Genomic DNA, 23,264 nt, shown 5'->3' with positions numbered 1-23,264 from the left:
TCCGAAAGCATCGTGACGACCATGCCCTCCCGTCTTACCCGTCTGCCGCTCGCGGCCCTTCTCCTCGCCTCGGCCCTCTCCGCCTGCTCCTCGACCAAGGACGAAGACAAATACGTCGAGCGTCCGGCCGAAAGCATCTACCGCGAGGCGGACGCCGCCATGCAGGAGGACCGGTTCAAGACCGCGGCCAAGCTGTATGACGAGGTGGAGCGCCAGCACCCCTATTCCGAATGGGCCGGCAAGGCGCAGATCATGGCCGCCTACGCCCATTACCAGGACCTGAAGTACGACGACGCCATCCTGGCGCTCGACCGCTACATCCAGCTCCACCCCGGCAGCCAGGACGTCGCCTACGCCTACTACATGCGGGCGCTGTGCTATTACGAGCAGATCACCGACGTGCGGCGCGACCAGCGCATGACGCGCCTGGCGCTCGACGCCCTGTCGGAGGTCGTGCGCCGCTTCCCGGACAGCCAGTACGCGCGCGACGCCAAGATCAAGATCGACCTGACCAACGACCACCTCGCCGGCAAGGAGATGGAGGTCGGGCGCTTCTATCTGAAGCAGGGTCAGTACACCGCCGCCATCGGCCGGTTCCGCACGGTGATTGAAAACTACCAGACCACCTCCCATGTGCCGGAGGCTCTGCACCGCCTGGTGGAGTGCTATCTGGCGCTGGGCATCACGGACGAGGCGAAAACCGCCGCCGCCGTGCTCGGCCACAACTTCCCCGGCAGCGAATGGTACACGGACAGCTACGCACTGCTGGTGGACGCCAACGTGCGTCCGGAGCGAAACGAGAAGTCTTGGATCAGCAAAGCCTGGAGCTCCCTGTTCTAGGCCGATCCGTGCTGGCTTCGCTGACGATCAGGGACGTCGTCCTGATCGAACGCCTCGCCTTGGGCTTCCGGAAGGGCCTTTGCGTCCTGACCGGCGAGACCGGCGCGGGCAAATCGATCCTGCTCGACGCGCTGGGCCTCGCGCTCGGCGCGCGCGCCGATTCGGGGCTGGTGCGCCACGGCGCCGACCAGGCCTCCGTGACGGCGGAGTTCGAGCTGTCGGGCGACCACCCGGCGCTCGCCATCCTGAAGGAGCAGGGCCTGGACCCGGAGGAGCGGCTGGTGGTCCGGCGGACCGTCAGCGCCGATGGGCGCAGCCGCGCCTGGGTCAACGACCAGGCGGTCGGCGTCGGCCTGCTGAAGCGCCTGGGCGAGGAACTGGTCGAGGTGCACGGCCAGTTCGACACCCACGGCCTTCTCAATCCCCAGACCCACCGCGGCGTGCTCGACGCCTACGCCGGGCTCGACTCCCAGGCCGCCCAGGTGGCGGCCGCGCACCGCGCTTGGCGCCAGGTCGAGGACGCGCGCGCCAACGCCGCCGCGGAGATCGCCCGCGCCCGCTCGGAGGAGGAATACCTCCGCCACGCCGTGGCAGAGCTGGACGCGCTCGCGCCGAAGCAGGGCGAGGAGGAGGAGCTGGCGGAGACCCGCGCCGTGCTGATGCACCGCGAGAAGCTGGTCGACGCCCTGAACGCCGCCTTCGGCGACCTGTCCGGCGACCGCGGGGTGGAACGCGCCCTGTCCTCGGCCATCCGCACGCTCAGCCGCATCGCCGACAAGGCCGGCGGCAAGCTGGACCCGGTCATCGCCGGGCTCGACCGCGCGGCGGCCGAGGCGTCGGAGGCCATCGCCGGGCTCCAGGCCGTCTCCGCCGACGTGGACATGGACCCGCAGGCGCTGGAGAAGCTGGAGGAGCGGCTGTTCGCGCTGCGCGCCGCCGCCCGCAAGCATGGCGTGGACGTGGACGCGCTGGCGGGCCTGCGCAAGGACATGGCCGACCGGCTGCTGCTGATCGAGGACCAGGGCGACCTGCTGAGCCGCCTCGCCCGCGAGGCGGAGGCCGCCCGCGCTACCTACCGCAAGGCCGCGGAGGCGCTGAGCGCGGCCCGGCAGGAGGCCGCCGGCCGCCTGGACAAGGCCGTCGCCACCGAACTCGCCCCGCTGAAGCTGGAAAAGGCCAAGTTCCGCACGCTGGTCGAACCGCTGGCCGACGAGGCCGACTGGACCGCCGCCGGCCTGGACCGCGTGGCCTTCCAGGTCGCCACCAACCCCGGCTCCCCGCCGGGGGCGCTGAACAAGATCGCGTCCGGCGGCGAGCTGGCGCGCTTCATGCTGGCGCTGAAGGTGGTGCTGGCCCAGACCTCCACCGTCGGCACGCTGGTGTTCGACGAGGTGGACACCGGCATCGGCGGCGCCGTCGCCGCCGCGGTGGGCGAGCGGTTGAAGACGCTCGGCAACGGCCTCCAGGTGCTGGTCGTCACCCACAGCCCCCAGGTCGCCGCCCGCGGCTCCACGCACCTGAAGGTGCAGAAGTCGGTGAAGGGGGAGCAGGTGACCACCGGCGTGATCGAACTGGACGGCGACGACCGCCGCGAGGAGATCGCCCGCATGCTGAGCGGCGCCACCATCACCGCCGAGGCCCGCGCTGCCGCCGACAGCCTGATCGCCGGCCGGGGGTAAGGTGTCCACGTAGGTTGGGTGGAGCGTCAGCGAAACCCAACACACGTTGCCATGGTGAGGCTGTTGGGTTGCGCAGCGCTCCACCCAACCTACGAAGCTGCAAACGATTTGCCTACACCTGGAATCCCAACCCCTTCGACAGGGCGGTGCGCAGCCCCTCCTGGGTGAAGGGCTTGGTCACGATGTCCACGATGCCCAGGCGGCGGGCCGACTCCATCACCTTGTCCCGCGTGTCCTCGTCGGCCAGCTTGGGGTCGGCGGTGATGAAGATCACCGGCAGCTGCCGCCCTTTCAGCCGCGGGTTCTTCTGCACGGCGGTGCAGAAGGACAGGCCGTCCATCGGCTCCATGTGCCAGTCGCTGATCACCGCGTCGATGTCGTCGCGCTTCTTCAGGACGTTCAGCGCCTCCTCGCCGTTGGCGGTCATCACGACTTCCTTCATCTTCAAGCCCAGCAGCTGCTGGCGGACGATGGCGCGGATGGCGGAGCTGTCTTCCACCAGCAGGATGGTGAACATGGCGGGCACCGGGGGCGTCGGAACGGGGCGGTCGAAACACTTTGTATTTGAAGGAAATTGCGCTTATCGACGTGCATAATGTCGCGGCCGGCGCAACCGCGGAATCCCGCCGAAAACGCGCCAAAGTCACAGCAATCGCCCACAGCGGTCTCACGGCGGCCACAGCGAAACCCGCATAGTCCAGCCTTGTCGCGTCCGGTTCCGGGCGTCGGTTCGTAAAAAGAGCAAGGTTGGCAAGATGTCGAGCACCTCCACAAGCACTGGCAACAAGGCCGGCACGATCGTCGTGATCGACAGCGGCCTGTCCTCGGCCTGGAACTCGGGCAATCTCGTCTACCAGCATGACTTCTACGACAACGACGACAACGTCACGGTCGCTTCCAACGCGAACACGCACGGGGCCATGGTGACGTCGCAGATCGTGGCGGCCGATCCCGACGCCGACATCGTCATGCTGAAGGTCATGCCCGACGACGGCAGCGCCACCAGCGAGGCGACGATCGAAAAGGCGCTGCAGTGGGTCGTCGCCAACGCCGACGCCTACAACGTCACGGCGGTGAACCTGTCGCTGGGCGGCGGCAACCAGACGTCGGTGACCACCACCTCCATGTCGGACGAGTTGGCGGCGCTGGCCGCCAAGCGCGTCCTGACCGTGGCGGCGGCCGGCAATTCCGGCGACGGTGGTGCGACCCAGGGCGTTTCGAGCTTCGCGGCCGACCCCAACCAGATCTGCGTGTCCGCCACCACCGGCAGCGGCGCCTTCCCGACCTGGTCGCAGCGCAGCCCGCTGCTGACCGACGTCTGCGCCGACGGCACCGACATCAAGCTGACCAACCTTGCCGGCACCTCCTATGCGGCCAACGGCTCCTCCTTCGCCGCCCCGACGGTGACCGCCGCCGTGGCGCTCGCCCAGCAGGAGGCGATGGAACTGACCGGCCAGCGCCTGACCCAGCAGCAGTTCCTCGACCTCGCCAAGAGCACCGGCACGGCCATGGGCACGACCGGCTATTTCGAGATCAACACAGACGCCCTGCTGGCGAAGATCGCCCAGACGGCCACCCCGACCCCCACGGCGGAAACCAGCGGCACGACCATCACGGTCAACGCCTCGGGTGCGGCGGCCGGCGGCGTGAACGCGCATTTCAAGCTGCTGGTCGACGGCCAGAAGGTGGGCGAGGCCACGGTCGGCACCGCGTCGAAGGACTTCACCTTCACCACGAACCTGACGGCCGACCAGGCCCACAAGGTGCAGGTCCAGTACGACAACGACGGCAGCGTGAACGGCGTCGACCGCAACCTGTTCGTCAACAAGGTGACGATCAACGGCCACGCCTTCGCCCCCACCGACTCCGCCGTGACCTACGACAAGGGCACGCTGGACGGGCTGGACGTGGCGAAAGGCCAGTCGGCGATGTGGTGGGGCGGCACGCTGGTGGTCGCGGCCCCGGCCGCCGACTTCCCGGCCGGCAACGCCGCCCCGGTGGCCACCGCCGCCTCGACCATCACGGTCAACGCGTCGGGCGCGGCCGCGGGCGGCGTGAACGCCCACTTCAACCTGCTGGTCGACGGCCACAAGGTGGGCGAGGGCGTCGCCGGCAGCACGGCGAAGGACTTCACCTTCAAGACGGACCTGACCGCCGACCAGGCGCACAAGGTGCAGGTCCAGTACGACAACGACGCCGTCGTCAACGGCCAGGACCGCACGCTGTTCGTCAACAAAGTGACGATCAACGGCCACGCCGTGGCCTCCACCGCGTCCAACGTCACCTACGACAAGGGCGCGCTGGACGGTAAGGACGTCGTCGCCGGCCAGTCCGGGATGTGGTGGAACGGCACGCTCCAGGTCGCCGCGGACAAGTCGTGGTTCCCCTCCGCAACCGCCGCCACGGCGACTGCCCAGGCGGAGAGCGGCCAGGACGCCGTGTACCAGCATCTGGTGACCCAGGGCCTGGAGACCGCCGCCCACGCCGACCACCTCGCCGCCGCGATGGTCGATCACACGGGTGCGGCCGACCTCTACGGGATGGACCATCACCTCGACGCGTCGCACCTGCACCACTACGACGCAGCGTAAATGGGTGATGGGGAGTGGTCGTGTTGGGCCCCCACCCTAACCCTCCCCCACCTTCGGCGAGGGAGGGGACTGCCGCCGCTCCGTTGCTTAAAGCCCTCCCCCGCGAAGTGGGGGAGGGTTGGGTGGGGGCCCAGCGCCACCACTCCCCATAGAACCGCTCAATAACCCCTACGCCGCCTTCTTCCACGGCTGCCAGCCGCCCAGCCGCAGGCCCACGGCAATCCCGGTAAACGGTATCCGCAGCTCCAGGTCCTTCGGCTGGAAGAAGGTCAGGCGTTCCGGCGTGCCGGTGGGGCCGAACTCCAGGCGCGCGCCTTTTGGCTCCTCGGCGAATTCGTCGCTCATCACCTGCCAGATCTCCAGGTCGTCGCCGTGGTTGGAGATCTTGTACTGGCCGCAGCGCCACACGGCCGATTCGCCGACGCCGCCCTCGGTCACCTTCTTGTCGCCGTCCATCTTCACGTCGCCCACGCCGGCCGCGCGGCCGGACATGGACGGCCCCTGGCTTTCCGCGCGGAAGCCCAGTCGCAGCCAAGCCGTGCGCGTGCGCGGGATCATGCGCCGCAGCAGCCGCGCGTCCTCCGCCGCGAAATGGTCCGGATCGTCGTAGAGGATGCGGTCGAGCGCGGCGGCGATGACGAACCGGTCGTCGATGCTCAAGGAGTTGGGGCTCAAGGCGTTGGGGTTGAGGCTGTTGGCGGGCTCGGTCATGCGGCACTTCCCTGCGCGGGTGCGGCGGCATCATACACGCAACCGCATCCCTTCGTACCTCTCAAGGTTGGCGCACCCGTTCGGAAAAGCCAGACTCCCCCCTGCGGTCCCGGGACGCTATGCTGCGCGTCCAAAGAGCAAGGGACAGAAGAGACCCGCGATGACCGACCTGTTCGACACCCCCGCCGGCTTCCGCAGCATTCCCGTGGAGGGGCTGACGGTCGAGCAGGCGCAGGCCGAACTGGCCGCCCTGGCAGCCGAGATCGCCCACCATGACCGGCTCTACCACCAGCTCGACAAGCCGTCGATCTCCGACGCCGACTACGACGCGCTGGTCCGCCGCAACAACGCCATCGAGGCCCGCTATCCGGAGCTGCGCCGTTCCGATTCGCCCAGCCTCCGCGTCGGCTCCGCCCCGGCGGCCGGCTTCAAGAAGGTGCGGCACGCCGTGCCCATGCTGTCGCTCGGCAACGCGTTCGAGCCCGACGACGCGCGGGAGTTCGTGGCCCGCGTGCGCCGCTTCCTGGGCCTTGCGGACGACGCGCCCGTGGAGTTCGTGGCCGAGCCGAAGATCGACGGCCTGTCCTGCTCGCTTCGCTACGAGAACGGCAAACTCGTGCTGGCCGCCACCCGCGGCGACGGGGCGGAGGGGGAAGACGTCACCGCCAACGTCCGCACCATCAAGGACGTGCCGCAGACCCTGACCGCCCCATACCCCGCAGTGCTGGAGGTGCGCGGCGAGGTCTACATGAACCGCGACGACTTCCTGGACATGAACCGGGGCTATGCGGAGAAGGGCGAGGACCTGTTCGCCAACCCGCGCAACGCGGCGGCCGGGTCGCTGCGCCAGAAGGACCCGAAGATCACCGCGTCGCGCCCGCTCTGCTTCTTCGGCTACGCGCTGGGCGAGCTGTCGGAGCCGATCGCCGACACGCAATGGGGCATCCGCGAACGGCTGAAGGGCTGGGGCTTCTCGCTGAACCGCCCGGCGGAGCTGTGCGACGGGGCGGACAAGCTCCTCCAGTATTACGGCCAGATCGGCCAGCGCCGCTCCTCGCTGCCTTTCGACATCGACGGAGTGGTCTACAAGGTCAACAGCCTGGAGCTTCAGCAACGGCTGGGCTTCGTCAGCCGCGCGCCGCGCTGGGCCATCGCCCACAAGTTCCCGGCGGAGCAGGCGCAGACCCGCCTGAAGGCCATCACCATCCAGGTCGGCCGCACCGGCGCCCTGACTCCCGTGGCGGAGCTGGAGGACATCACCGTCGGCGGCGTCGTGGTCAGCCGCGCCACCCTGCACAACGAGGACGAGATCGCCCGCAAGGACATCCGCGTCGGCGACCTCGTCACCGTGCAGCGGGCGGGCGACGTCATCCCGCAGATCGTCGGCGTGGTGGAAGGCCAGCGCCCGGCCGACGCCGTGGCTTACGTCTTCCCCGACCATTGCCCGGTCTGCGGCAGCCTTGCGGTGCGCGAGCCGGACGAGGCGGTGCGCCGCTGCACCGGCGGGCTGATCTGCGCCGCCCAGGCGAAGGAGCGGCTGCGCCACTTCGTCGCCCGCAACGCCTTCGACATCGAAGGGCTGGGCGAGAAGACAATCGAGGAGTTCTGGGAGATCGAGCTGATCCGCTCCCCCGTCGACATCTTCACGCTGGAGAGCCACCGCGACACCATCCTCGGCCGGCCGGGCTGGAAGGAGAAGTCGGTCGAGAACCTGTTCAACGCCATCAACGAACGGCGCCGGCGCATCGACCTGCACCGCTTCATCTTCGCGCTGGGCATCCGCCACATCGGCGAGGTGACGGCCAAGGCGCTGGCCCGCCACTACGGCTCCATCGACGGCTGGCTTGAGGGGATGGACCGCGCCGTCGCCGCCATGCCCGGCCAAGCGTGGCTGGATCTGCACGGGCTGAGCGGCCTCGGTCCCGTGAAGGCCGACGCGCTGCTCGCCTGGTTCGCTGATCCCGAGAATCTGCCGAAGTTGGACTTCTACGCCGGGCAGGAGGCGCTGCGCCTGGAGAGCGTGGTCAAGATGCTGGGCATCAAGAAGGTGGACAGCCGCGCCGCCCAGGCGCTGGCCGAACGCTACGGCACGCTCGCCGCCTGGAAGGAGGCGATGATCGCCGCCGTCGGCGCGCAGCCCGCGCCCGGCTGGCACGAGCTGGTCGCCATTCCCGACGTCGGCCCCGTGGCCGCGGAGGAACTGGCCGGCTTCTTCCGGGAGGAGCGCAACCGCGCCATCATCGACGGCCTGCGCGCCGCCGGGGTCACCGTCGTCGACGCGGAGCGGCCCAAGGCGGCCGCCGGCTCCCCCGTGGCCGGCAAGACCGTGGTCTTCACCGGCACGTTGGAGACCATGACCCGCACGGAGGCCAAGACCCGCGCCGAATCACTGGGCGCCAAGGTCGCGGGTTCCGTCTCCGCCAAGACCGACTATGTCGTCTGCGGGGCCGACGCCGGCAGCAAGGCCACCAAGGCGCGCGAGCTGGGCGTCACCATCCTGACCGAGCAGGAGTGGAGCGACCTCATCGCGGGGTAAGTCGGACAGCCGAAAGGCGGTCGGCACATTGTCGCACCGCCTTTTGGCCGCGTTGACGCTCCGCCGCGGGCGGTTCCATAAATTTCCCAAACGTCGCAAGAACGAGAATTTGGGGGACCGCCATGCACATCGATTCGATCCAGTGGTCGCGCTGGATGAGCGTCGGCATCCAGGAGCTGGACGACGACCACCGCGTCCTGGTGGAGATCGTCAACAAGCTCGCCGCCGACGACAGCCGCAACTCCCCCGACGTGATCGAGGCCATCCTCGACGAGCTGATCCACTACACCAAGGATCACTTCGCCCGCGAGGAGGAGTACATGCAGCGGGCCAACTACCCGACCTTCACGGCGCACAAGGCCCTGCACGACGCCCTGACCCGCCAGGTGGAGACCTACCGCGAGCGCTTCCGCGCCAGCCGCGACACCATCCCCGGCGACGAGGTCTTCGATTTCTGCGCCGACTGGCTCGGCAAGCACATCCTGAAGGAAGACACGCGGTTCGGTGAGTACGCCACCGGGCCGGGTGTGGCTGCGCAGTAGGTTCGGGGTTTTGGGGGGAGGGGAGTGGTCGTGTTGGGCCCCCCTCCCAACCTCCCCCCACTTCGCGGGGGGAGGGGTTTTGGTCGCGGAGCGGCGGAGTTCCCTCCCCCGTCGAAGATGGGGGAGGGCTAGGGTGGGGGCCCAGCGCGAAAACTCATGGGGCCCAGTGCAACCACTCCCCACCTCACACCCCCACTGAACAAACCTCCACAACCATTTGATTCAGTTCAAATATAGATCAAATCTTGATCACTCCCCCATCCGGACTCCCCCGGAAGGGGAGGGGGGGTGCGCGCGAGACTCGCGCGGCGCGAGTCCGGTAGGGGAGGGGGGTGCGCAAAACGAAACTGCCCTCCCCCGGAAGGGGAGGGCAGGGTGCGAAGCCGGCGATGAGGACTCGCGTTACGCGACGGCGAGCTGCTTGACCGCGCGCCAGCTGGCCGGAAGCGTGGCGGCCGGCGTCTCGTAGCACCAAGCGCTGTGGTCGGCGAACAGCGCGCGCAGCAGCTTGTTGTTCAGCGCGTGGCCGGCGCGGCAGCCATGGAAGTGGCCGATGAACGGGGCGCCGGCCAGATACAGGTCGCCGACGGCATCCAGGATCTTGTGACGCACGAACTCGTCGGCGAAGCGCAGGCCGCCTTCGTTCATCACCGTGTCGCCGGAGATGACCACCGCGTTGTCCAGCGAGCCGCCGCGGGCGAGGCCCATCTTGCGCAGCCCCTCCACCTCGTGCAGGAAGCCGAAGGTGCGGGCGCTGCTGATCTCGTCCTTGAAGGTCTCGGCGTCCAGCTCCACCGCGTGGGCCTGGTGGGCGATGACGGCGCTGTCGAAGTCAATCTCGAAGCTGTAGGTGGTCACGTCGTCCGGCGTGAAGGTGGCGCTCTTGCCGCCCTCGGTCACGGTGACCGGCTTCAGGATGCGGATGGCGCGGCGCGGCGCGTTCTGCGACACGGTGCCGGCGCGCTCGATCGCGTCCACGAAGGGCGCGGCGCTGCCGTCCATGATCGGAACCTCGATGTTGTCGAGCGCGATCAGGGCGTTGTCGACGCCGCAGCCGGCGAGCGCCGACATCAGGTGTTCGATGGTGCCGACCGTGGTGCCGTGGGTGTTGCCGATCACCGTGCAGAGCTTGGTGTCGACCACATGGTCCCAACGGGCCTGGATCACCGACGCGGGGCCGGTCAGGTCGGTGCGCAGGAAGACGAAGCCGGTGTTCGGCTCCGCGGGGGAAATGGTCAGCGTGACCGTAGCGCCCGTGTGCAGGCCGACGCCCTGGAGGCGCACCGGCTTCTTCACCGTCCGCTGCAGCATGCCTTCCGTCTTGATCCGGTTCTGAGCCACGATCTCTTCCCGCCTTGGTCTTTCTTCTGTGATCCTTCGGCCGATCGTCCGGGTTCCGTTGGTGGGGACCCGCCGTCGCTTATGACCACATATGCTAGGTATCATTCGGCCCTGGGGAGGACAAATCACTCTTTGTTACCGTTTGTTGCAGGGCGGCGTAGGGCCGATCGCAGACGCGAAAAGACCGCCCCCGGAATATCCCGAAGGAATTCCGGAGGCGGTTGAAGTCGAACAGGTTGTGGATGGACCCGCCGATGCCGCTTCAAAGAGGCGGCGGCGACCGGCGGGTTGCTGTTGCCCTCAGATCAATTGGGCCAGCCTCGTGTGGCGCGTCAGTTGGCCTGACGTCGCAGGAAAGCGGGGATGTCCAGCGCTTCCTCGTCGATCTTCTGCTGCGGATTGCCGTCCATGCCCAGGGTCTGCTGGCGCGGCGCGGGGGCCATCGCCTGCGGGGCGGCCGGCGGCATCGGCGCCTGCTGGGGCGCTTGCTGGTGGACGGGCTGCTGGTGGTGGACCGGCTGCATCATCGGCTGCGGGGCCGGCTGGGGCTGCGGCGCCGGGGCCTCGGCCTTGCGGCCGGCCAGACCGGTGACCAGGCCGAACAGGAAGTTCGGCTTGCGGGCCGGGGCGGGCTCCTGCGCGGGGGCGCTGGCCAGCTGGCTCGACATCGGCATCGACTGCGGCATGGCCGGGGCGTTCATCGGCTGGCGCGGGCCGGGATCAGCCGGCTTCGGGGCGATGAAGTGGCCGTCGCGGCGCTCGCTGTGCAGCGGGCCGGTGGCGGCGGTGCGCATCGGGGCGGTCTCCACCGCGTGGGCGCCGACGTCCTGGTGGTGCACCGGAGCGTGGTGCTGCACGGCCGGGTCGACGGGGTGCATCGCCATCGGGGCCGGGGCCTCCGCATGGTGGGCGACGTGCTGCGGCTGGGCGCTCATCTGCGGGGCGGCGTTGCCCATGGCGCGCGGCGGCAGGCCGCCGGCCGGCACGCCCGGGATGGCCGGGGACACCGGGGCGGCCTGGGTCAGGCCGTTCGGGGCAGCCTGGGTCAGGCCCGTCGGGGCGGCCTGGGTCAGGCCGGCGGGGCCGCCCGGCTTCTTGCCGCCGTTGCGGTCGGACACCAGCGACAGGTTGACCGGGTGCAGGCCGCGCGGGTTGGCCATCGCCGCGGCGTCGATGCCGGTGGCGACGACGGACACGCGCATCACGCCGTCCAGCGTGCTGTCGAAGGTCGAGCCGAAGATGATGTTGGCATCGGGGTCGACCTCGTCACGGACGCGGTTCGCGGCCTCGTCGACCTCGAACAGGGTCATGTCGTAGCCGCCGGTGATGTTGATCAGGACGCCGCGGGCACCCTTCATCGACACGTCGTCCAGCAGCGGGTTGGAGATGGCGGCCTCCGCGGCCTCGATGGCGCGGCGCTCGCCGCCGGCCTCGCCGGTGCCCATCATCGCCTTGCCCATCTCGGTCATGACGGAGCGGATGTCGGCGAAGTCCAGGTTGATCAGGCCCGGCATCACCATCAGGTCGGTCACGCCGCGCACGCCGGAATGCAGCACGTCGTCGGCCATCTTGAAGGCGTCCGCGAAGGTCGTCTTCTCGTTGGCGATGCGGAACAGGTTCTGGTTCGGGATGATGATCAGCGTGTCGACATACTGCTGCAGCTCGGCGATGCCCGATTCCGCCAGGCGCATGCGGTGCGCGCCCTCGAAATGGAAGGGCTTGGTCACCACGCCGACGGTCAGGATGCCGCGCTCGCGGGCCGCGCGCGCGATGACCGGGGCAGCGCCCGTGCCGGTGCCGCCGCCCATGCCGGCGGTGATGAACACCATGTTGGAGCCTTCCAGGTGACCGACGATCTCGTCGATCTGCTCCTCGGCCGAAGCCCGGCCGACGTCCGGCTTGGAGCCGGCGCCGAGCCCGCGGGTGACCGTGGTGCCCAGCTGGATGCGCTTCTCGCACATCGACCCCTTCAGCGCCTGCGCGTCGGTGTTGCCGACGACGAAGTCCACGCCTTCCAGGTTCGACTTGATCATGTTGTTGACGGCGTTGCCGCCGGCGCCGCCGACACCGAAGACGGTGATGCGGGGCTTCAGCTCGGGTTCGATGCTGGGGATGGTCACGTTGATCATACTGGCCTCCACAACCTTTTGATTGGTTCGATCTTTGGGCGAGCAAGGGTGCCCACGGTTGGATCCGGGGGCGTTTTAGGCACGAATGACGCGCTGCGGCAGGAGCCTTTTTTGGGAACCCGTCAAAGGTTCTCCCGCAGCCACAGGCCGACGCGCCCGAAGAACCCCGAACCGGAGCCAGCCTCATGGCTCGCGACCGGAAGTTCCGTCGGGTTGCGCACGGCGTGCAGAAGGAGACCCGCGGCGGTGGCGTAGGCCGGACCGCCGTTGGCCTCGTTCAGACCGGTGATCCGCGTCGGGCGCCCGACGCGGACCTGCTTGTCGAGGATGAGCTGCGCCAGCTCCCGCGTTCCCGGCAGCTGGCTGGCGCCGCCGGTCAGCACGACGCGGCGGCCGACCAGCTTGGCATAGCCGGAATGCTCCAGGTGCGAGCGCACATGCTCGAAAATCTCTTCCAGCCGCGGCTGGATGATGCGGACCAGGTAGGACTTCGGCAGGTTGTTTGACCCCAGCCGGTCCTCCTCGCCGACCTGCGGCACGTCGATCATCTCGCGCTCGTCGGCGGGGCTGGTCATGGCGCTGCCGTGCAGCGTCTTCATGCGCTCCGCATGGACGACGGGCGTGGTCAGTCCGCGCGCGATGTCGTTGGTGACGTGGTTGCCGCCCAGGCGGATGCAGTCCGACCACATCAGCTTGCCTTCGAAGAAGACGGAGATGGTGGTCGTGCCGCCGCCCATGTCGATGCAGGCGGAGCCCATCTCCATCTCGTCCTCCACCAAGCAGGCGAGGCCGGAGGCATAGGGGCTGGCGACCAGCGTGTCGATGTCCAGGTGGCAGCGGGCGACGCAGGTCTGCAGGTTGCGCACCGCACCCGCCGGGGCGGTGATGACGTGGGCCTGGACGCCCAGCTTTTCCCCGTACATGCCCTTGGGGTCGCGGATGCCGCGGCTGCCGTCCAGCGAGAATCCCACGGGGATGGCGTGGACCAGCGCCTGGTCCGGGCCGACCTGGAGCGTGCGGGCGTGCGCCAGCGCGCGGCGCACGTCGGCCTCCGTCACCTCGGTGCCGGGGACCGGGATCTCCGCGCTGAACCCGTGGGAGATCGGGCTCGCCACGTTGACGATCACGTCGCGGATGGTTTCGTTGGCCATCTGCTCCGCGGCGTGGACGGCGGCGCCGATGGAGGTCTCCGCCGCTTCCATGTCGATGATGGAGCCCGCGCGGATGCCCGTCGCGATCTGGTGGCCCATGCCCAGGATGCGCACGGCACCCGCGTCCTCGACGCGCGCGATGAAGCAGCACACCTTGGTGGAGCCGACGTCCAGCGCGGCGATCATCCCGCCGCGCGTGGGGCGCTTTGCCTTTTTCGCGCCGTTCAAACCCATGTTCGACACCCTATGGCCTCGTGCGTCCGATCATTCGCTTCGCTGCGGATGGCGCTCAAAAATGCGGATGGTGGGGTTGGGGGTGGTGGGAACGGATCACGTCTTCTTGCCCGGCTTCTTCTTGTTGTCCTCCTCCGTCCAGGGCAGGACGGCGGTGGTCGAGGTCTGGAGCACCGCGCGATCGGGCTGGCGCAGGTCGATCGCGACGATGTCGCGGTCCAGCACCTTGCCCGCGCTGTCCATCTCGGCCAGCTGGCGGAGCGCGGTGTGCATCCCGGCCTCAGGCAGCTTCACGATGACCCCGTTGCTCAGTTTCAGGTCCCAGCGGCGGTCGCCCAGCCAGGTGGCGGCGCTCACCTTGTCGCGCAGCGACGGCACGTTGTCGAGGGCCGCCAGCAGCTTCGGCACCTGGAACGGCGCGTTGGCGCCCAGCACCTGGGGCAGCGTCTCGATCCGCTCGTTGCCGCGGCGGGCCAGCTCGGCCGCGTCGGCCAGCGGGCGCCCCTCGCGGTCGATGACGGTGAACTTGCGGTCGTGCTGCCAGATCGCCATGGGCTGGCGCTCCGACAGGCGGACGTAGAGCACGTCGGGCAGGCGACGCTCCACGGCGGCGCCGGACACCCAGGGCAGGCTCTCCAGCCGCTCCTTGGCCTCGGCCAGGTTGACGGCCAGGATCGGGTCGCCGCGCTGCACGCCCAGCGTGCGCAGGATGGCGTTCTTGTCCGTCTCCGTCCGGCCCTCGACCATCACGTCGCTGATGGCGAAGCCGGCCGAGGCGCTGACGGCGATCAGGCTGTCCTGCACGGCCGCCGCGGTCTCCGCGAAGGTGCCGCGCTTCCAGGCGGAGCCGGCGAAGCCGGCCATGACCAGCACCGGGGTCAGCAGGATCGCGGCCTTGACGGCGGGGCGCGTCCAGCGCGGCCAGGCGCGGCGTCGGTTGCCTTTCTGCGCCGACTGCGCCATGGCGCGCGGCGGCACCGGCATCTCGTCGCGCGGCCGGGCGCCCATCATGCCCCCGGAGGTCGGGCGGAACTGCGGATCGATGCTCAGTCGAGCTGACATGCGGCGTTCTCCACCATCCAAGCGACGAGGGCACCATAGGAGATCCCAACCGACGCGGCCTGTTCGGGCACCAGCGACAGCGGGGTCATGCCGGGTTGGTTGTTGATCTCCAGGAAGTACAATCCGGCCGTTCCCGTTTTACTATCATCCCAGCGAAAATCACTGCGCGAAACGCCGCGGCAGCCCAAAGTCCTATGCGCCAGGATAGCCAATCTCTTGGCTTCCTCCGCAACCTCATCGGGGATTTGCGCGGGAACAGTATGCACGGCATGACCGGCGCTGTATTTGGCCGTGTAGTCATACACCTGTGCTTCGAAACGGATCTCGGTGACCGTCAGGGCGCGGCAGTCGTCGTCGAGCCCGCCCATCACGCCGACGGTCAGCTCGCGGCCGGGGATGAACTCCTCGACCAGCGCGCGCTCGCCGAAGGTCCAGGCGTCGCCGACCGGGCTGTTCTGCCCCTCGCGCACCAGCGTGACGCCGACGGTGGAGCCTTCGTCCACCGGCTTGACGATGTAGGGGGCGGGCATCGGGTGCGCGCCGCCGGTCAGCTCGCCGCGGGTCAGCACCACGCCCTTGGGCGAGCGCACGCCGACCGCGGCCAGCACCTGCTTGGTCATCGCCTTGTCCATGGCGACGGCGGCGGCCCGCACGCCGGAATGGGTGTAGGGGATGCCGAGGAACTCCAGCACGCCCTGGATGGTGCCGTCCTCGCCGCCGCGCCCGTGCAGCGCGTTGAAGACGACGTCCGGGCGCGGGTTGCTCAGCGCCTGGATCAGCCCGGTCAGGTCGCGCTGCACGTCCACCGCGGTGACCGTGTAGCCTTCCTCCTCCAGCGCCTTGGCGACGCCGGCGCCGCTGACCAGCGACACCTCGCGCTCGGCCGACCAGCCGCCCATCAGGACCGCGACGTGCTTCTTCATGCGAGGGTTCCTTCGGAGGTCCCTCTCCCGTCCCGGGAGAGGGTGGCCGGCTCGGCCGGCCGGGTGAGGGTCGTGCGAGGATCAGTGCCTTGATCCTTGCCGGTACCCCCACCCCGACCCTCCCCCGGGGCGGGGGAGGGAGAATGAGGCACGCCGACCCGCTTGATTTCCCACTCCAGCGTGACGCCGGAGGTCTCGAACACGCGGCGCCGGACCTCTTCGCCCAACGCCTCCAGCTGCGCCGCCGTGGCGCCGCCCTGGTTGATCAGGAAGTTGCAGTGCTTCTCCGACACCTGCGCGTCGCCGATGGCGAAGCCGCGGCAGCCGGCCTTGTCGATCAGCTCCCACGCCTTGTGGCCCGGCGGGTTCTTGAAGGTGGAACCGCCGGTGCGCGAGCGGACCGGCTGGGTGTCGGCGCGCTTGTCGGAGATCTCCGCCATCCGCCGCGCGATCTCCAGCGGGTCGCCGGCCTCGCCGCGCAGGATGCCGCCCGTGAAGATCACGTCCTCCGGCACGCCGGCGTGGCGGTAGGTGAAGCCCATGGCCGCGTTGTCGTAGGACACGCGCTCACCCCTACGGGTCACGCCCTGCGCCTCGACCAGCACGTCCTTGATTTCGCGCCCGTAGGCCCCGCCGTTCATGCGCAGCGCGCCGCCGACGGTGCCGGGGATGCCCGACAGGAACTCCAGCCCCGCGATGCCCGCGTCGCGCGCGACGTTGGCGACGTTCAGGTCCAGCGCCGCGGCCCCCACCGTCAGGTTCAGCCCGTCGGCGACAATGTCCGTGAAGCCGCGCCCCAGCCGGATCACCACGCCGGGAATGCCCCCGTCGCGGATCAGCAGGTTGGAGGCCACGCCCAGCACGGTCACCGGCACGTCTTCCGGCAGGCCCGCCAGGAAGTCCGCCAGATCCTCGGCGTCGGCCGGGCGGAACATGACCTCCGCCGGGCCGCCGACGCGGAACCAGGTGACGTTCGCCAGGGCCGCGTCGGCGCTGAGCCGTCCGCGGCAGGCCGGCATCCGGTCAATCAGGTGGGGTTTGGTCATCGCGGCAACCGCCATCATCCAGCCAGCCGTCAGTCCGCCGCGCCGGCCAGCTTGTCCAGCTCGCCCGGCAGCGCGTTGGCCCACTGGGTGATGTTGCCGGCGCCCAGGCAGACCACGAGGTCGCCCGGACGCGCGATCTCGCGCACCAGCTGCGGCAGCTCCTCGGCGCCGTGCAGAGCCATCACGTGGCGGTGGCCGTGCATGCGCAGGCCCTCCACCAGGGCGTCGCGGTTGACGTTCTCGATCGGCTGCTCACCGGCGGCGTAGACGTCGGCGACGATCACCGCGTCGGCGTCGTTGAAGCAGGTGCAGAACTCCTCGAACAGGGCGGCGAGGCGCGTGTAGCGGTGCGGCTGGACCACGGCGATGGTGCGGCCGGTGCCGGCGGTGCGCGCGGCCTTCAGCACGGCGGCGATCTCCACCGGGTGGTGGCCGTAATCGTCGATGACCGTGATGCCGTTCGACACGCCGGTCTTGGTGAAGCGGCGCTTCACGCCCTGGAACTTCGCCATGCTGTCGCGCATGACCACGTCGGGCAGCCCCATCTCGTTGCCGACCGCGAAGCAGGCCAGCGAGTTCTGCACGTTGTGCGGGCCGTACATCGGCAGGCGCACGCCGGCGATGGTGCGCGTCTCGCCGGTGTGGCGGTCGTCGATCACCACGTCGTAGTCGGCACCCTCGGTGCCCAGCCGCACGTTGACGGCGCGCACGTCGGCCTGCGGGCTGAAGCCGTAGGTGATGATGCGGCGGTCCGACACGCGCGGAATCATCGCCTGCACCTCCGGATGGTCGATGCAGAGTGCGGCGAAGCCGTAGAAGGGGATGTTCTGGACGAAGCTGTCGAAGGCGGCCCGCGCGTTGTCGAAGGTGCCGTAGAAGTCCAGATGCTCCGGATCCATGTTGGTGACGACCGCGATGCAGGCCGGCAGCTTCACGAAGGTGCCGTCGCTCTCGTCCGCCTCGACCACCATCCACTCGCCGGAGCCGAGGCGCGTGTTGGTGCCATAGGCGTTGATGATGCCGCCGTTGATGACCGTGGGGTCGAGGTTGGCGTGCTCCAGCATGTTGCCGACCATCGACGTGGTCGTGGTCTTGCCGTGGGTGCCGCCGATGGCGATGGCCCACTTCAGGCGCATCAGCTCGCCCAGCATCTCCGCGCGGCGGACGACCGGGACCAGGGCGGCGCGGGCGGCGACGACCTCCGGGTTGTCGCGCTTGACGGCGGAGGAGACGACGACCACCGCGGCCCCGGCGATGTTCTCCGCGCGGTGGCCGATGGAAACCTGGATGCCAAGCTCCCGCAGGCGCTTGACGTTGGCGCTTTCGGCCAGGTCGGAGCCCTGGACGGAATAGCCGAGGTTCTTCAGCACCTCGGCGATGCCGCTCATGCCGATGCCGCCGATGCCGACGAAATGGATGGTGCCGATCGAGAGGGGGAGGGCGCGCATGTGACTTTACTTTCCGCGGCGGAGCATCAGGCTGAGGGTGGCGTCCACGGCCGGATCCGACAGGCCGATGGGCAGGGGCTGGGCCCCGGTGACGATGTGCAGGCGGTCGCGCAGGAAGCCGTGGTCGGCGACCGCGCGGGGAAGCAGCGGGCAGGCGGGGCGGTTGCTCCAGGCGCCTTCGGTCCGGGTCATGTCGGCCGGCCAGTCCCGCAGGGGCTTGGAGGCCCGGCGGCGCGTGATGGAGCTGCGCGTTGCCTTGATCATACCGCGGCCTCCCTGGTGCTGTTCGTGTTTGCGTTGGCGCCGATCATGTCCAGAACCGCGTCGGCCAGCCGGCGCGCCGCGTCGGCCATGCCCCAGGCCCGCGCGGCTTCGGCACCCTTCGCCAAGGCGTCGGGCGAACCCAGCAGGTCGGTCAGGCGCGCGGCCAGCGCGTCGGCGGTGAAGTCGGTTTGCGGCATGAGCCACGAAGCACCGGCCGATGCAAGCTGTTTTGCGTTGGCGGTCTGGTGATCATCCATGGCATGCGGGTAGGGGACCAGCAGGGCCGGCCGGCCGATGCAGGTCAGCTCCGCGATGGTCGAGGCGCCGGCCCGCGTGATGGCGAGGTGGCAGCCCGCCAGCCGCTCCGGCACGTCGCGGAAGAAGCTCTCCAGCTCCAGCCCGCTTAGGCCCATGCCGGCGTAAGCGGCGCGCGCGGCCTCCAGATCCTCCGGCCGGCACTGCTGCGCCAGATGGATGCGGGCGCGCAGGTCCGCGGGCAGCTTGCCCAGCGCCGCCGGGATCACCTCGGAAAAGACGCGGGCGCCCTGGCTGCCGCCCATGACCAGGATGCGGATGGGGCCAGCCGCGGTGGGTGCCTCGTAGGCCGCGTCGCGCTTGGCGGCGATGGCCGGGCGGACCGGGTTGCCCGTGCGCACGATCTTGGACCGGTGGTCGTCCTTGACCGCCGAAATCTCCGGGAAGGCGACGGCCAGCCGCTTTGCCGCGGCGACCAGCATGCGGTTGGCGCGGCCGAGCACGGCGTTCTGCTCGTGCAGCAGCACCGGCACGCGGGCCTGGGCGGCGGCGTAGACCGTGGGCACCGACGGGTAGCCGCCGAAGCCGACGACCGCCGCCGGCTCCAGGTGGCGCATCAGCGCGTTGGCCGCCAGCAGGCCCAGGCCCATCTGCCAAGCCGCCTTCAGCTTGCCGACCACGCTGCCGCCGGGGGCGGCGGCGCGGATGCGGTGGACCGGCACCTCCGGCAGGCTGTCGCCGAAGGCCTGGCCGCGCTTGTCGGTGACCAGCTCCACCTTGCGGCCGCGGGCCAGCAGTTCCCGCGCCAGGGCTTCCGCCGGGAAGAAGTGCCCGCCGGTGCCGCCGGCGGCCAGGACGATGGGTTTTTCCGAAGCGGGTTTCGCCATCTTGCGCGTCACTCCGCCGGGCCGAAGCGCTTGCGGGTCAGCGCCAGCACCATGCCCATGCCGAAGCCCAGCGCGATCAGCGACGAGCCGCCGTAGGAGATGAAGGGCAGCGTCATGCCCTTGGTCGGCATCAGGTGCAGGGCGGAGCCCATGTTGATCGCCGCCTGAAGCCCGAACTGGATCAGCAGGCCGCTCGCCGCCAGCAGAACGAAGTAGTTGCTGTCGTTGAAGACGCGGGCGAAGCCGCGCAGCACGATGAAGGCGAACAGGATGATGATCAGCAGGCAGAAGATCAGCCCCATCTCCTCGCCGGCGACGGCGAAGATGAAGTCGGCGTGGCTGTCCGGCAGGGAGAACTTGACCGTGCCCTGGCCGGGGCCGGTGCCCAGCAGGCCGCCGTTGGCGAAGGCCTCCAGCGAGCGGCTGACCTGGTAGTTGTCGCCGGCCGCCGGGTCGAGGAAGCGGTTGATGCGGCTGTGCACGTGCGGCAGCGTGAAATAGGCCGCGACCAGCCCGACGCCGCCCAGCACGCCCAGGATGGCGACCAGGATCACGTTCAGCCCGGCCAGGAAGAACTGCGAGAACCACACCGCCGACACGACCACGGTCATGCCCAGGTCCGGCTGCATCAGCAGGCCGGCGATGGTGAAGGCGTACAGCACGATGGACAGCAGCGCGCCGGGGAAGCCGGGGTTGGTGCGCGACAGGGAGAACAGCCAGGCGCCGACCACCGCGAAGGCGGGCTTCACGAACTCCGACGGCTGGATCGACAGGCCGGGGATGTGGATCCAGCGCTTGGCGCCCTTGATCTCCACGCCGACCACCAGCGTCGCGTAGACCAGCGCCACCGCGACCAGGAAGACGACCAGCGCCGTGCGCCGGATGCCCCGCGGGCTCAGCAGCGAGACGGCGCACATCAGCGCGATGCTGGGGACCAGCATCATCAGGTGGCGTTCGACGAAGTAGAAGGTGTCCTGGATGCCGATGCGCTCGGCCACGGGCGGGCTCGCCGCCGTGATCAGCACCGTGCCGACCGCCATCAGCACCGCCAGCGCCAGAAGCTGCCAGCGGTCCACGGTCCACCACCAGCGGCCGAAGACGGATTGGTCGGTACGGTCGAACGTCATCATGTCAGGCCGCGTCCCCCTCAAGACGGTTGACCGCCGCGGCGAAGGCCTCGCCGCGCTTCTCGAAATTCGCGAACTGGTCCCAGGACGCGCAGGCCGGCGACAGCAGCACGCAGGCGTTGGGCAGCCGCTCCGCCAACGCCAACTCCGCCGCCACGTTCACGGCGACGTCCAGCGTGCCGCAGCGCGTGTAGGGAACCTTGTTGGCCTCCAGCCACGCGGCGAAGCGGTCCGACGCCTCGCCGATCAGGAAGGCGTGCCGCACGCGGCCCATCAGGCCCTCCAGCCCGTCGAGCCCCGTCTCCTTCGCCTGGCCGCCCAGGATCCAGTAGATCGGGTCGAAGGTGGCGAGCGCCTTCTCGGTGGCGTCGGCGTTGGTCGCCTTGCTGTCGTTGACGAAGCGCACGCCATCGATGGTCCGCACCAGCTGCTGCCGGTGGGCGAGGCCGGGGAAGGTGGTCATGGCGGCGACGATGGCCGGGGCCGGCACGCCCGCCGCCTTGCAGGCCGCGTAGGCCGCCGCGGCGTTCTGCCAGTTGTGCTTGCCGAGCAGCGCCGGGAACTTGGAAAGCTCCGCCACGCGCTCCGCGTTGCCCTCCGTGTCGTCAACCAGCCAGCCGTCCGCAGCGTAGATGCCGCCGGCGACGGCCCCCTCGGCGGAGATCGGCCAGACGATCTGGTCACCCTTGGCGACCAGCTCTTCATGGATCTTGCGGCAATGCGCGTCGTCCACGCCGATCACCGCGGTGCGCGGCTTGGTCTGGCGGTGGAAGATCAGCTTCTTCGCGGCGACGTAGCCGTCCATGCCGCCGTGCCGGTCCAGATGGTCCGGCGTGATGTTCAGCAGGACCGCCACGTCGTAGGTGATGGAGACGGTCAGCTCCAGCTGGTAGCTCGACATCTCCAGCACGTAGGTGCCGCCGCCGCCCAGGCTGGGGAAGGTCAGCACCGGCGTGCCCAGGTTGCCGCCCACGGCGATGCGGCGCCCGGCGGCCTCCATCACATGGCCGACCAGCGTGGTCGTCGTGGATTTCCCGTTCGTCCCGGTGATGCCGAGATAGGCGCTGTCGCGCTCCGCGCGGGCCAGCAGCTCGATGTCGCAGACCAACTCGATCCCGGCGGCGCGGGCGCGCTCCGCCACGGGGTGCGGCTTGGGGAAGCTGTGCGGGATGCCCGGCGACCAGACGATGGTCGTCAACTCCGACAGGTCCGCCGTCATCAGGTCCACGACCTTGTAGCCCTTGGCCGCGGCGGCCTCGCGGCTCGCTTCCTTGTCGTCCCAGACCCACACGTCGGCGCCGCTGCGGGCCAGCGCCTCGGCCGTGGCGAGGCCGGACTTGCCCAGCCCCATCACCGCCACCGGCAGCCCGTCCATGTAGAAGAGGTTGATCATCGAGGGGGCGCCCTTAACGGAGCTTCAGCGTGGACAGCCCGACCAGGGCCAGGATGGAGGCGATGATCCAGAAGCGGATGACCACGGTGGATTCCGCCCATCCCTTCTTCTCGAAGTGATGGTGCAGGGGGGCCATGCGGAACACCCGCTTGCCGGTCAGCTTGAAGGAGGCGACCTGGACGATCACCGACACGGTCTCCAACACGAACAGGCCGCCGATGATCGCCAGCACGATCTCGTGCTTGGTGACCACGCTGACCGCACCCAGCGCGCCGCCGAGAGCCAGCGAGCCGGTGTCGCCCATGAAGACCATGGCGGGGGGCGCGTTGTACCAGAGGAAGCCGATGCCAGCACCGACCAGAGCCCCGCAGAAAACGGCAAGCTCGCCCGCGCCCGGCACATGATGGATTTGCAGGTAGTTGGCGAAGATCGCGTTGCCGGTCAGGTAGCTGATCAGGCCGAAGCAAGCCGCCGCGATCATCGTCGGAACGATGGCGAGGCCATCAAGGCCGTCCGTCAGGTTCACCGCGTTGGACGCGCCCACCATGATGAAGGCGCCCAGCGGGATGAAGAACCAGGACAGCTGGATCAGGAAGTCCTTCACGAAGGGCACGGCCAGCCCGCCGGACAGCGGCGGGGCCGACACGAACATGATCGCCGCCGAGGCGGCCACGCCGATGACGATCTCCCAGGTCAGGCGGAAGCGGCCCGACAGGCCCTTGGTGTTGCGCTTGGTCAGCTTCAGGTAGTCGTCGCCGAAGCCGATCAGGCCGTAGCCGATGGTCACCAGCAGCACGATCCAGGTGTAGGCGTTGGTCAGGTCGACCCACAGCAGCGTGCTGATCGTGACCGCGATCAGGATCATCAGGCCGCCCATGGTGGGCGTGCCCTTCTTCTTCATGTGGCTTTCCGGGCCGTCCGTGCGGATCGGCTGGCCTTCGCCCTGCTTGCTCTTCAGCCACGCGATCAGGCGCGGGAAGAACATGAAGCTGATGACGAGCGCCGTCAGCACCGCGCCGCCCGTCCGGAAGGTCAGGTACCGGAACAGGTTGAACGGCGTGAAGACGTCCGCCAGGGGGAAGAGCAGGTTGTAGAGCATAATGAA

Annotated in this window: 18 protein-coding genes and 1 pseudogene; 5 read left to right on the top strand and 14 right to left on the bottom strand. The window is 69.3% G+C overall.

Annotated features, from left to right (window positions below; translation table 11 throughout):
- Window positions 1-21: 21 nt before the first annotated feature.
- Window positions 22-840 carry an outer membrane protein assembly factor BamD gene (locus tag J2851_RS25550; protein ID WP_209769912.1) on the top strand — a complete coding sequence of 273 codons (819 nt, stop codon included), beginning with the start codon at window positions 22-24 and terminating at the stop codon, window positions 838-840.
- An 8-nt stretch (window positions 841-848) separates the two neighbouring features.
- On the top strand, window positions 849-2,519 hold the full coding sequence (recN, locus tag J2851_RS25545) for a DNA repair protein RecN (RefSeq protein WP_209769817.1): 1,671 nt from the start codon (window positions 849-851) through the stop codon (window positions 2,517-2,519).
- A gap of 112 nt (window positions 2,520-2,631) precedes the next feature.
- Here the strand turns inward: recN and J2851_RS25540 are convergent, their stop codons facing one another.
- On the bottom strand, window positions 2,632-3,036 hold the full coding sequence (locus tag J2851_RS25540) for a response regulator (protein ID WP_209769815.1): 405 nt from the start codon (window positions 3,034-3,036) through the stop codon (window positions 2,632-2,634).
- 238 nt (window positions 3,037-3,274) lie between these two features.
- On the opposite strand from J2851_RS25540, the gene J2851_RS36025 reads away from it, so the two are divergent.
- Window positions 3,275-5,110 carry a carbohydrate-binding domain-containing protein gene (locus J2851_RS36025; protein WP_246500921.1) on the top strand — a complete coding sequence of 612 codons (1,836 nt, stop codon included), beginning with the start codon at window positions 3,275-3,277 and terminating at the stop codon, window positions 5,108-5,110.
- A 168-nt stretch (window positions 5,111-5,278) separates the two neighbouring features.
- Here the strand turns inward: J2851_RS36025 and J2851_RS25530 are convergent, their stop codons facing one another.
- Entirely contained in the window at window positions 5,279-5,821 is a 543-nt protein-coding gene (locus J2851_RS25530) for a hypothetical protein (protein ID WP_209769813.1), read from the bottom strand.
- Between the two features lie 160 nt (window positions 5,822-5,981).
- On the opposite strand from J2851_RS25530, the gene ligA reads away from it, so the two are divergent.
- Both ligA and J2851_RS25520 read left to right on the top strand, forming a co-directional pair.
- Window positions 5,982-8,357 carry an NAD-dependent DNA ligase LigA gene (gene ligA / locus J2851_RS25525; protein WP_209769810.1) on the top strand — a complete coding sequence of 792 codons (2,376 nt, stop codon included), beginning with the start codon at window positions 5,982-5,984 and terminating at the stop codon, window positions 8,355-8,357.
- A 122-nt stretch (window positions 8,358-8,479) separates the two neighbouring features.
- Window positions 8,480-8,899, top strand: a complete 420-nt coding sequence (locus tag J2851_RS25520) for a bacteriohemerythrin (protein WP_211114436.1) — start codon at window positions 8,480-8,482, stop codon at window positions 8,897-8,899.
- Window positions 8,900-9,301: 402 nt separating this feature from the next.
- Here the strand turns inward: J2851_RS25520 and lpxC are convergent, their stop codons facing one another.
- The 12 genes and pseudogenes from lpxC to mraY all read right to left on the bottom strand — a co-directional run bounded on the left by lpxC (window position 9,302) and on the right by mraY (window position 23,258).
- Window positions 9,302-10,240 (bottom strand): UDP-3-O-acyl-N-acetylglucosamine deacetylase, encoded by a 939-nt coding sequence (lpxC, locus tag J2851_RS25515; protein WP_209769808.1) that lies wholly within the window; start codon window positions 10,238-10,240, stop codon window positions 9,302-9,304.
- A gap of 332 nt (window positions 10,241-10,572) precedes the next feature.
- A complete protein-coding gene (gene ftsZ / locus J2851_RS25510) occupies window positions 10,573-12,369 on the bottom strand; it encodes a cell division protein FtsZ (RefSeq protein ID WP_209769806.1) in 1,797 nt (598 codons plus the stop codon).
- 122 nt (window positions 12,370-12,491) lie between these two features.
- Window positions 12,492-13,754: a cell division protein FtsA gene (ftsA, locus tag J2851_RS25505; protein ID WP_209769804.1), complete on the bottom strand. Its 1,263-nt coding sequence runs from the start codon at window positions 13,752-13,754 to the stop codon at window positions 12,492-12,494.
- Window positions 13,755-13,850: 96 nt separating this feature from the next.
- On the bottom strand, window positions 13,851-14,816 hold the full coding sequence (locus J2851_RS25500; protein WP_209769802.1) for a cell division protein FtsQ/DivIB: 966 nt from the start codon (window positions 14,814-14,816) through the stop codon (window positions 13,851-13,853).
- The gene (locus tag J2851_RS25495; protein WP_209769800.1) at window positions 14,801-15,739 is read right to left on the bottom strand and encodes a D-alanine--D-alanine ligase; all 939 of its coding nucleotides are present in this window, start codon (window positions 15,737-15,739) and stop codon (window positions 14,801-14,803) included. Before J2851_RS25495 ends, J2851_RS25500 begins: the two co-directional genes overlap by 16 nt.
- 149 nt (window positions 15,740-15,888) lie before the next feature.
- Window positions 15,889-16,803, bottom strand: a pseudogene (murB, locus tag J2851_RS25490) (UDP-N-acetylmuramate dehydrogenase); the annotation flags it as partial.
- A gap of 11 nt (window positions 16,804-16,814) precedes the next feature.
- On the bottom strand, window positions 16,815-18,233 hold the full coding sequence (gene murC / locus J2851_RS25485; RefSeq protein ID WP_209769795.1) for a UDP-N-acetylmuramate--L-alanine ligase: 1,419 nt from the start codon (window positions 18,231-18,233) through the stop codon (window positions 16,815-16,817).
- Between the two features lie 6 nt (window positions 18,234-18,239).
- Window positions 18,240-18,497: a hypothetical protein gene (locus tag J2851_RS25480; RefSeq protein ID WP_209769793.1), complete on the bottom strand. Its 258-nt coding sequence runs from the start codon at window positions 18,495-18,497 to the stop codon at window positions 18,240-18,242.
- A complete protein-coding gene (gene murG, locus J2851_RS25475; RefSeq protein ID WP_209769791.1) occupies window positions 18,494-19,639 on the bottom strand; it encodes an undecaprenyldiphospho-muramoylpentapeptide beta-N-acetylglucosaminyltransferase in 1,146 nt (381 codons plus the stop codon). The genes J2851_RS25480 and murG overlap by 4 nt, the downstream gene beginning before the upstream one ends.
- 8 nt (window positions 19,640-19,647) lie before the next feature.
- Entirely contained in the window at window positions 19,648-20,769 is a 1,122-nt protein-coding gene (ftsW, locus tag J2851_RS25470) for a putative lipid II flippase FtsW (RefSeq protein WP_209769790.1), read from the bottom strand.
- 1 nt (window position 20,770) lies between these two features.
- A complete protein-coding gene (gene murD / locus J2851_RS25465; RefSeq protein WP_209769789.1) occupies window positions 20,771-22,159 on the bottom strand; it encodes a UDP-N-acetylmuramoyl-L-alanine--D-glutamate ligase in 1,389 nt (462 codons plus the stop codon).
- 13 nt (window positions 22,160-22,172) lie between these two features.
- The gene (gene mraY, locus J2851_RS25460; RefSeq protein ID WP_209769788.1) at window positions 22,173-23,258 is read right to left on the bottom strand and encodes a phospho-N-acetylmuramoyl-pentapeptide-transferase; all 1,086 of its coding nucleotides are present in this window, start codon (window positions 23,256-23,258) and stop codon (window positions 22,173-22,175) included.
- Window positions 23,259-23,264 lie beyond the last annotated feature (6 nt).

It is taken from the genome of Azospirillum rugosum (assembly GCF_017876155.1).
GTDB classification, from domain to species: Bacteria; Pseudomonadota; Alphaproteobacteria; order Azospirillales; family Azospirillaceae; genus Azospirillum; species Azospirillum rugosum.
Note: the sequence above shows the minus strand (reverse complement) of the source record. Positions and strands in the feature narration are given on the sequence as shown.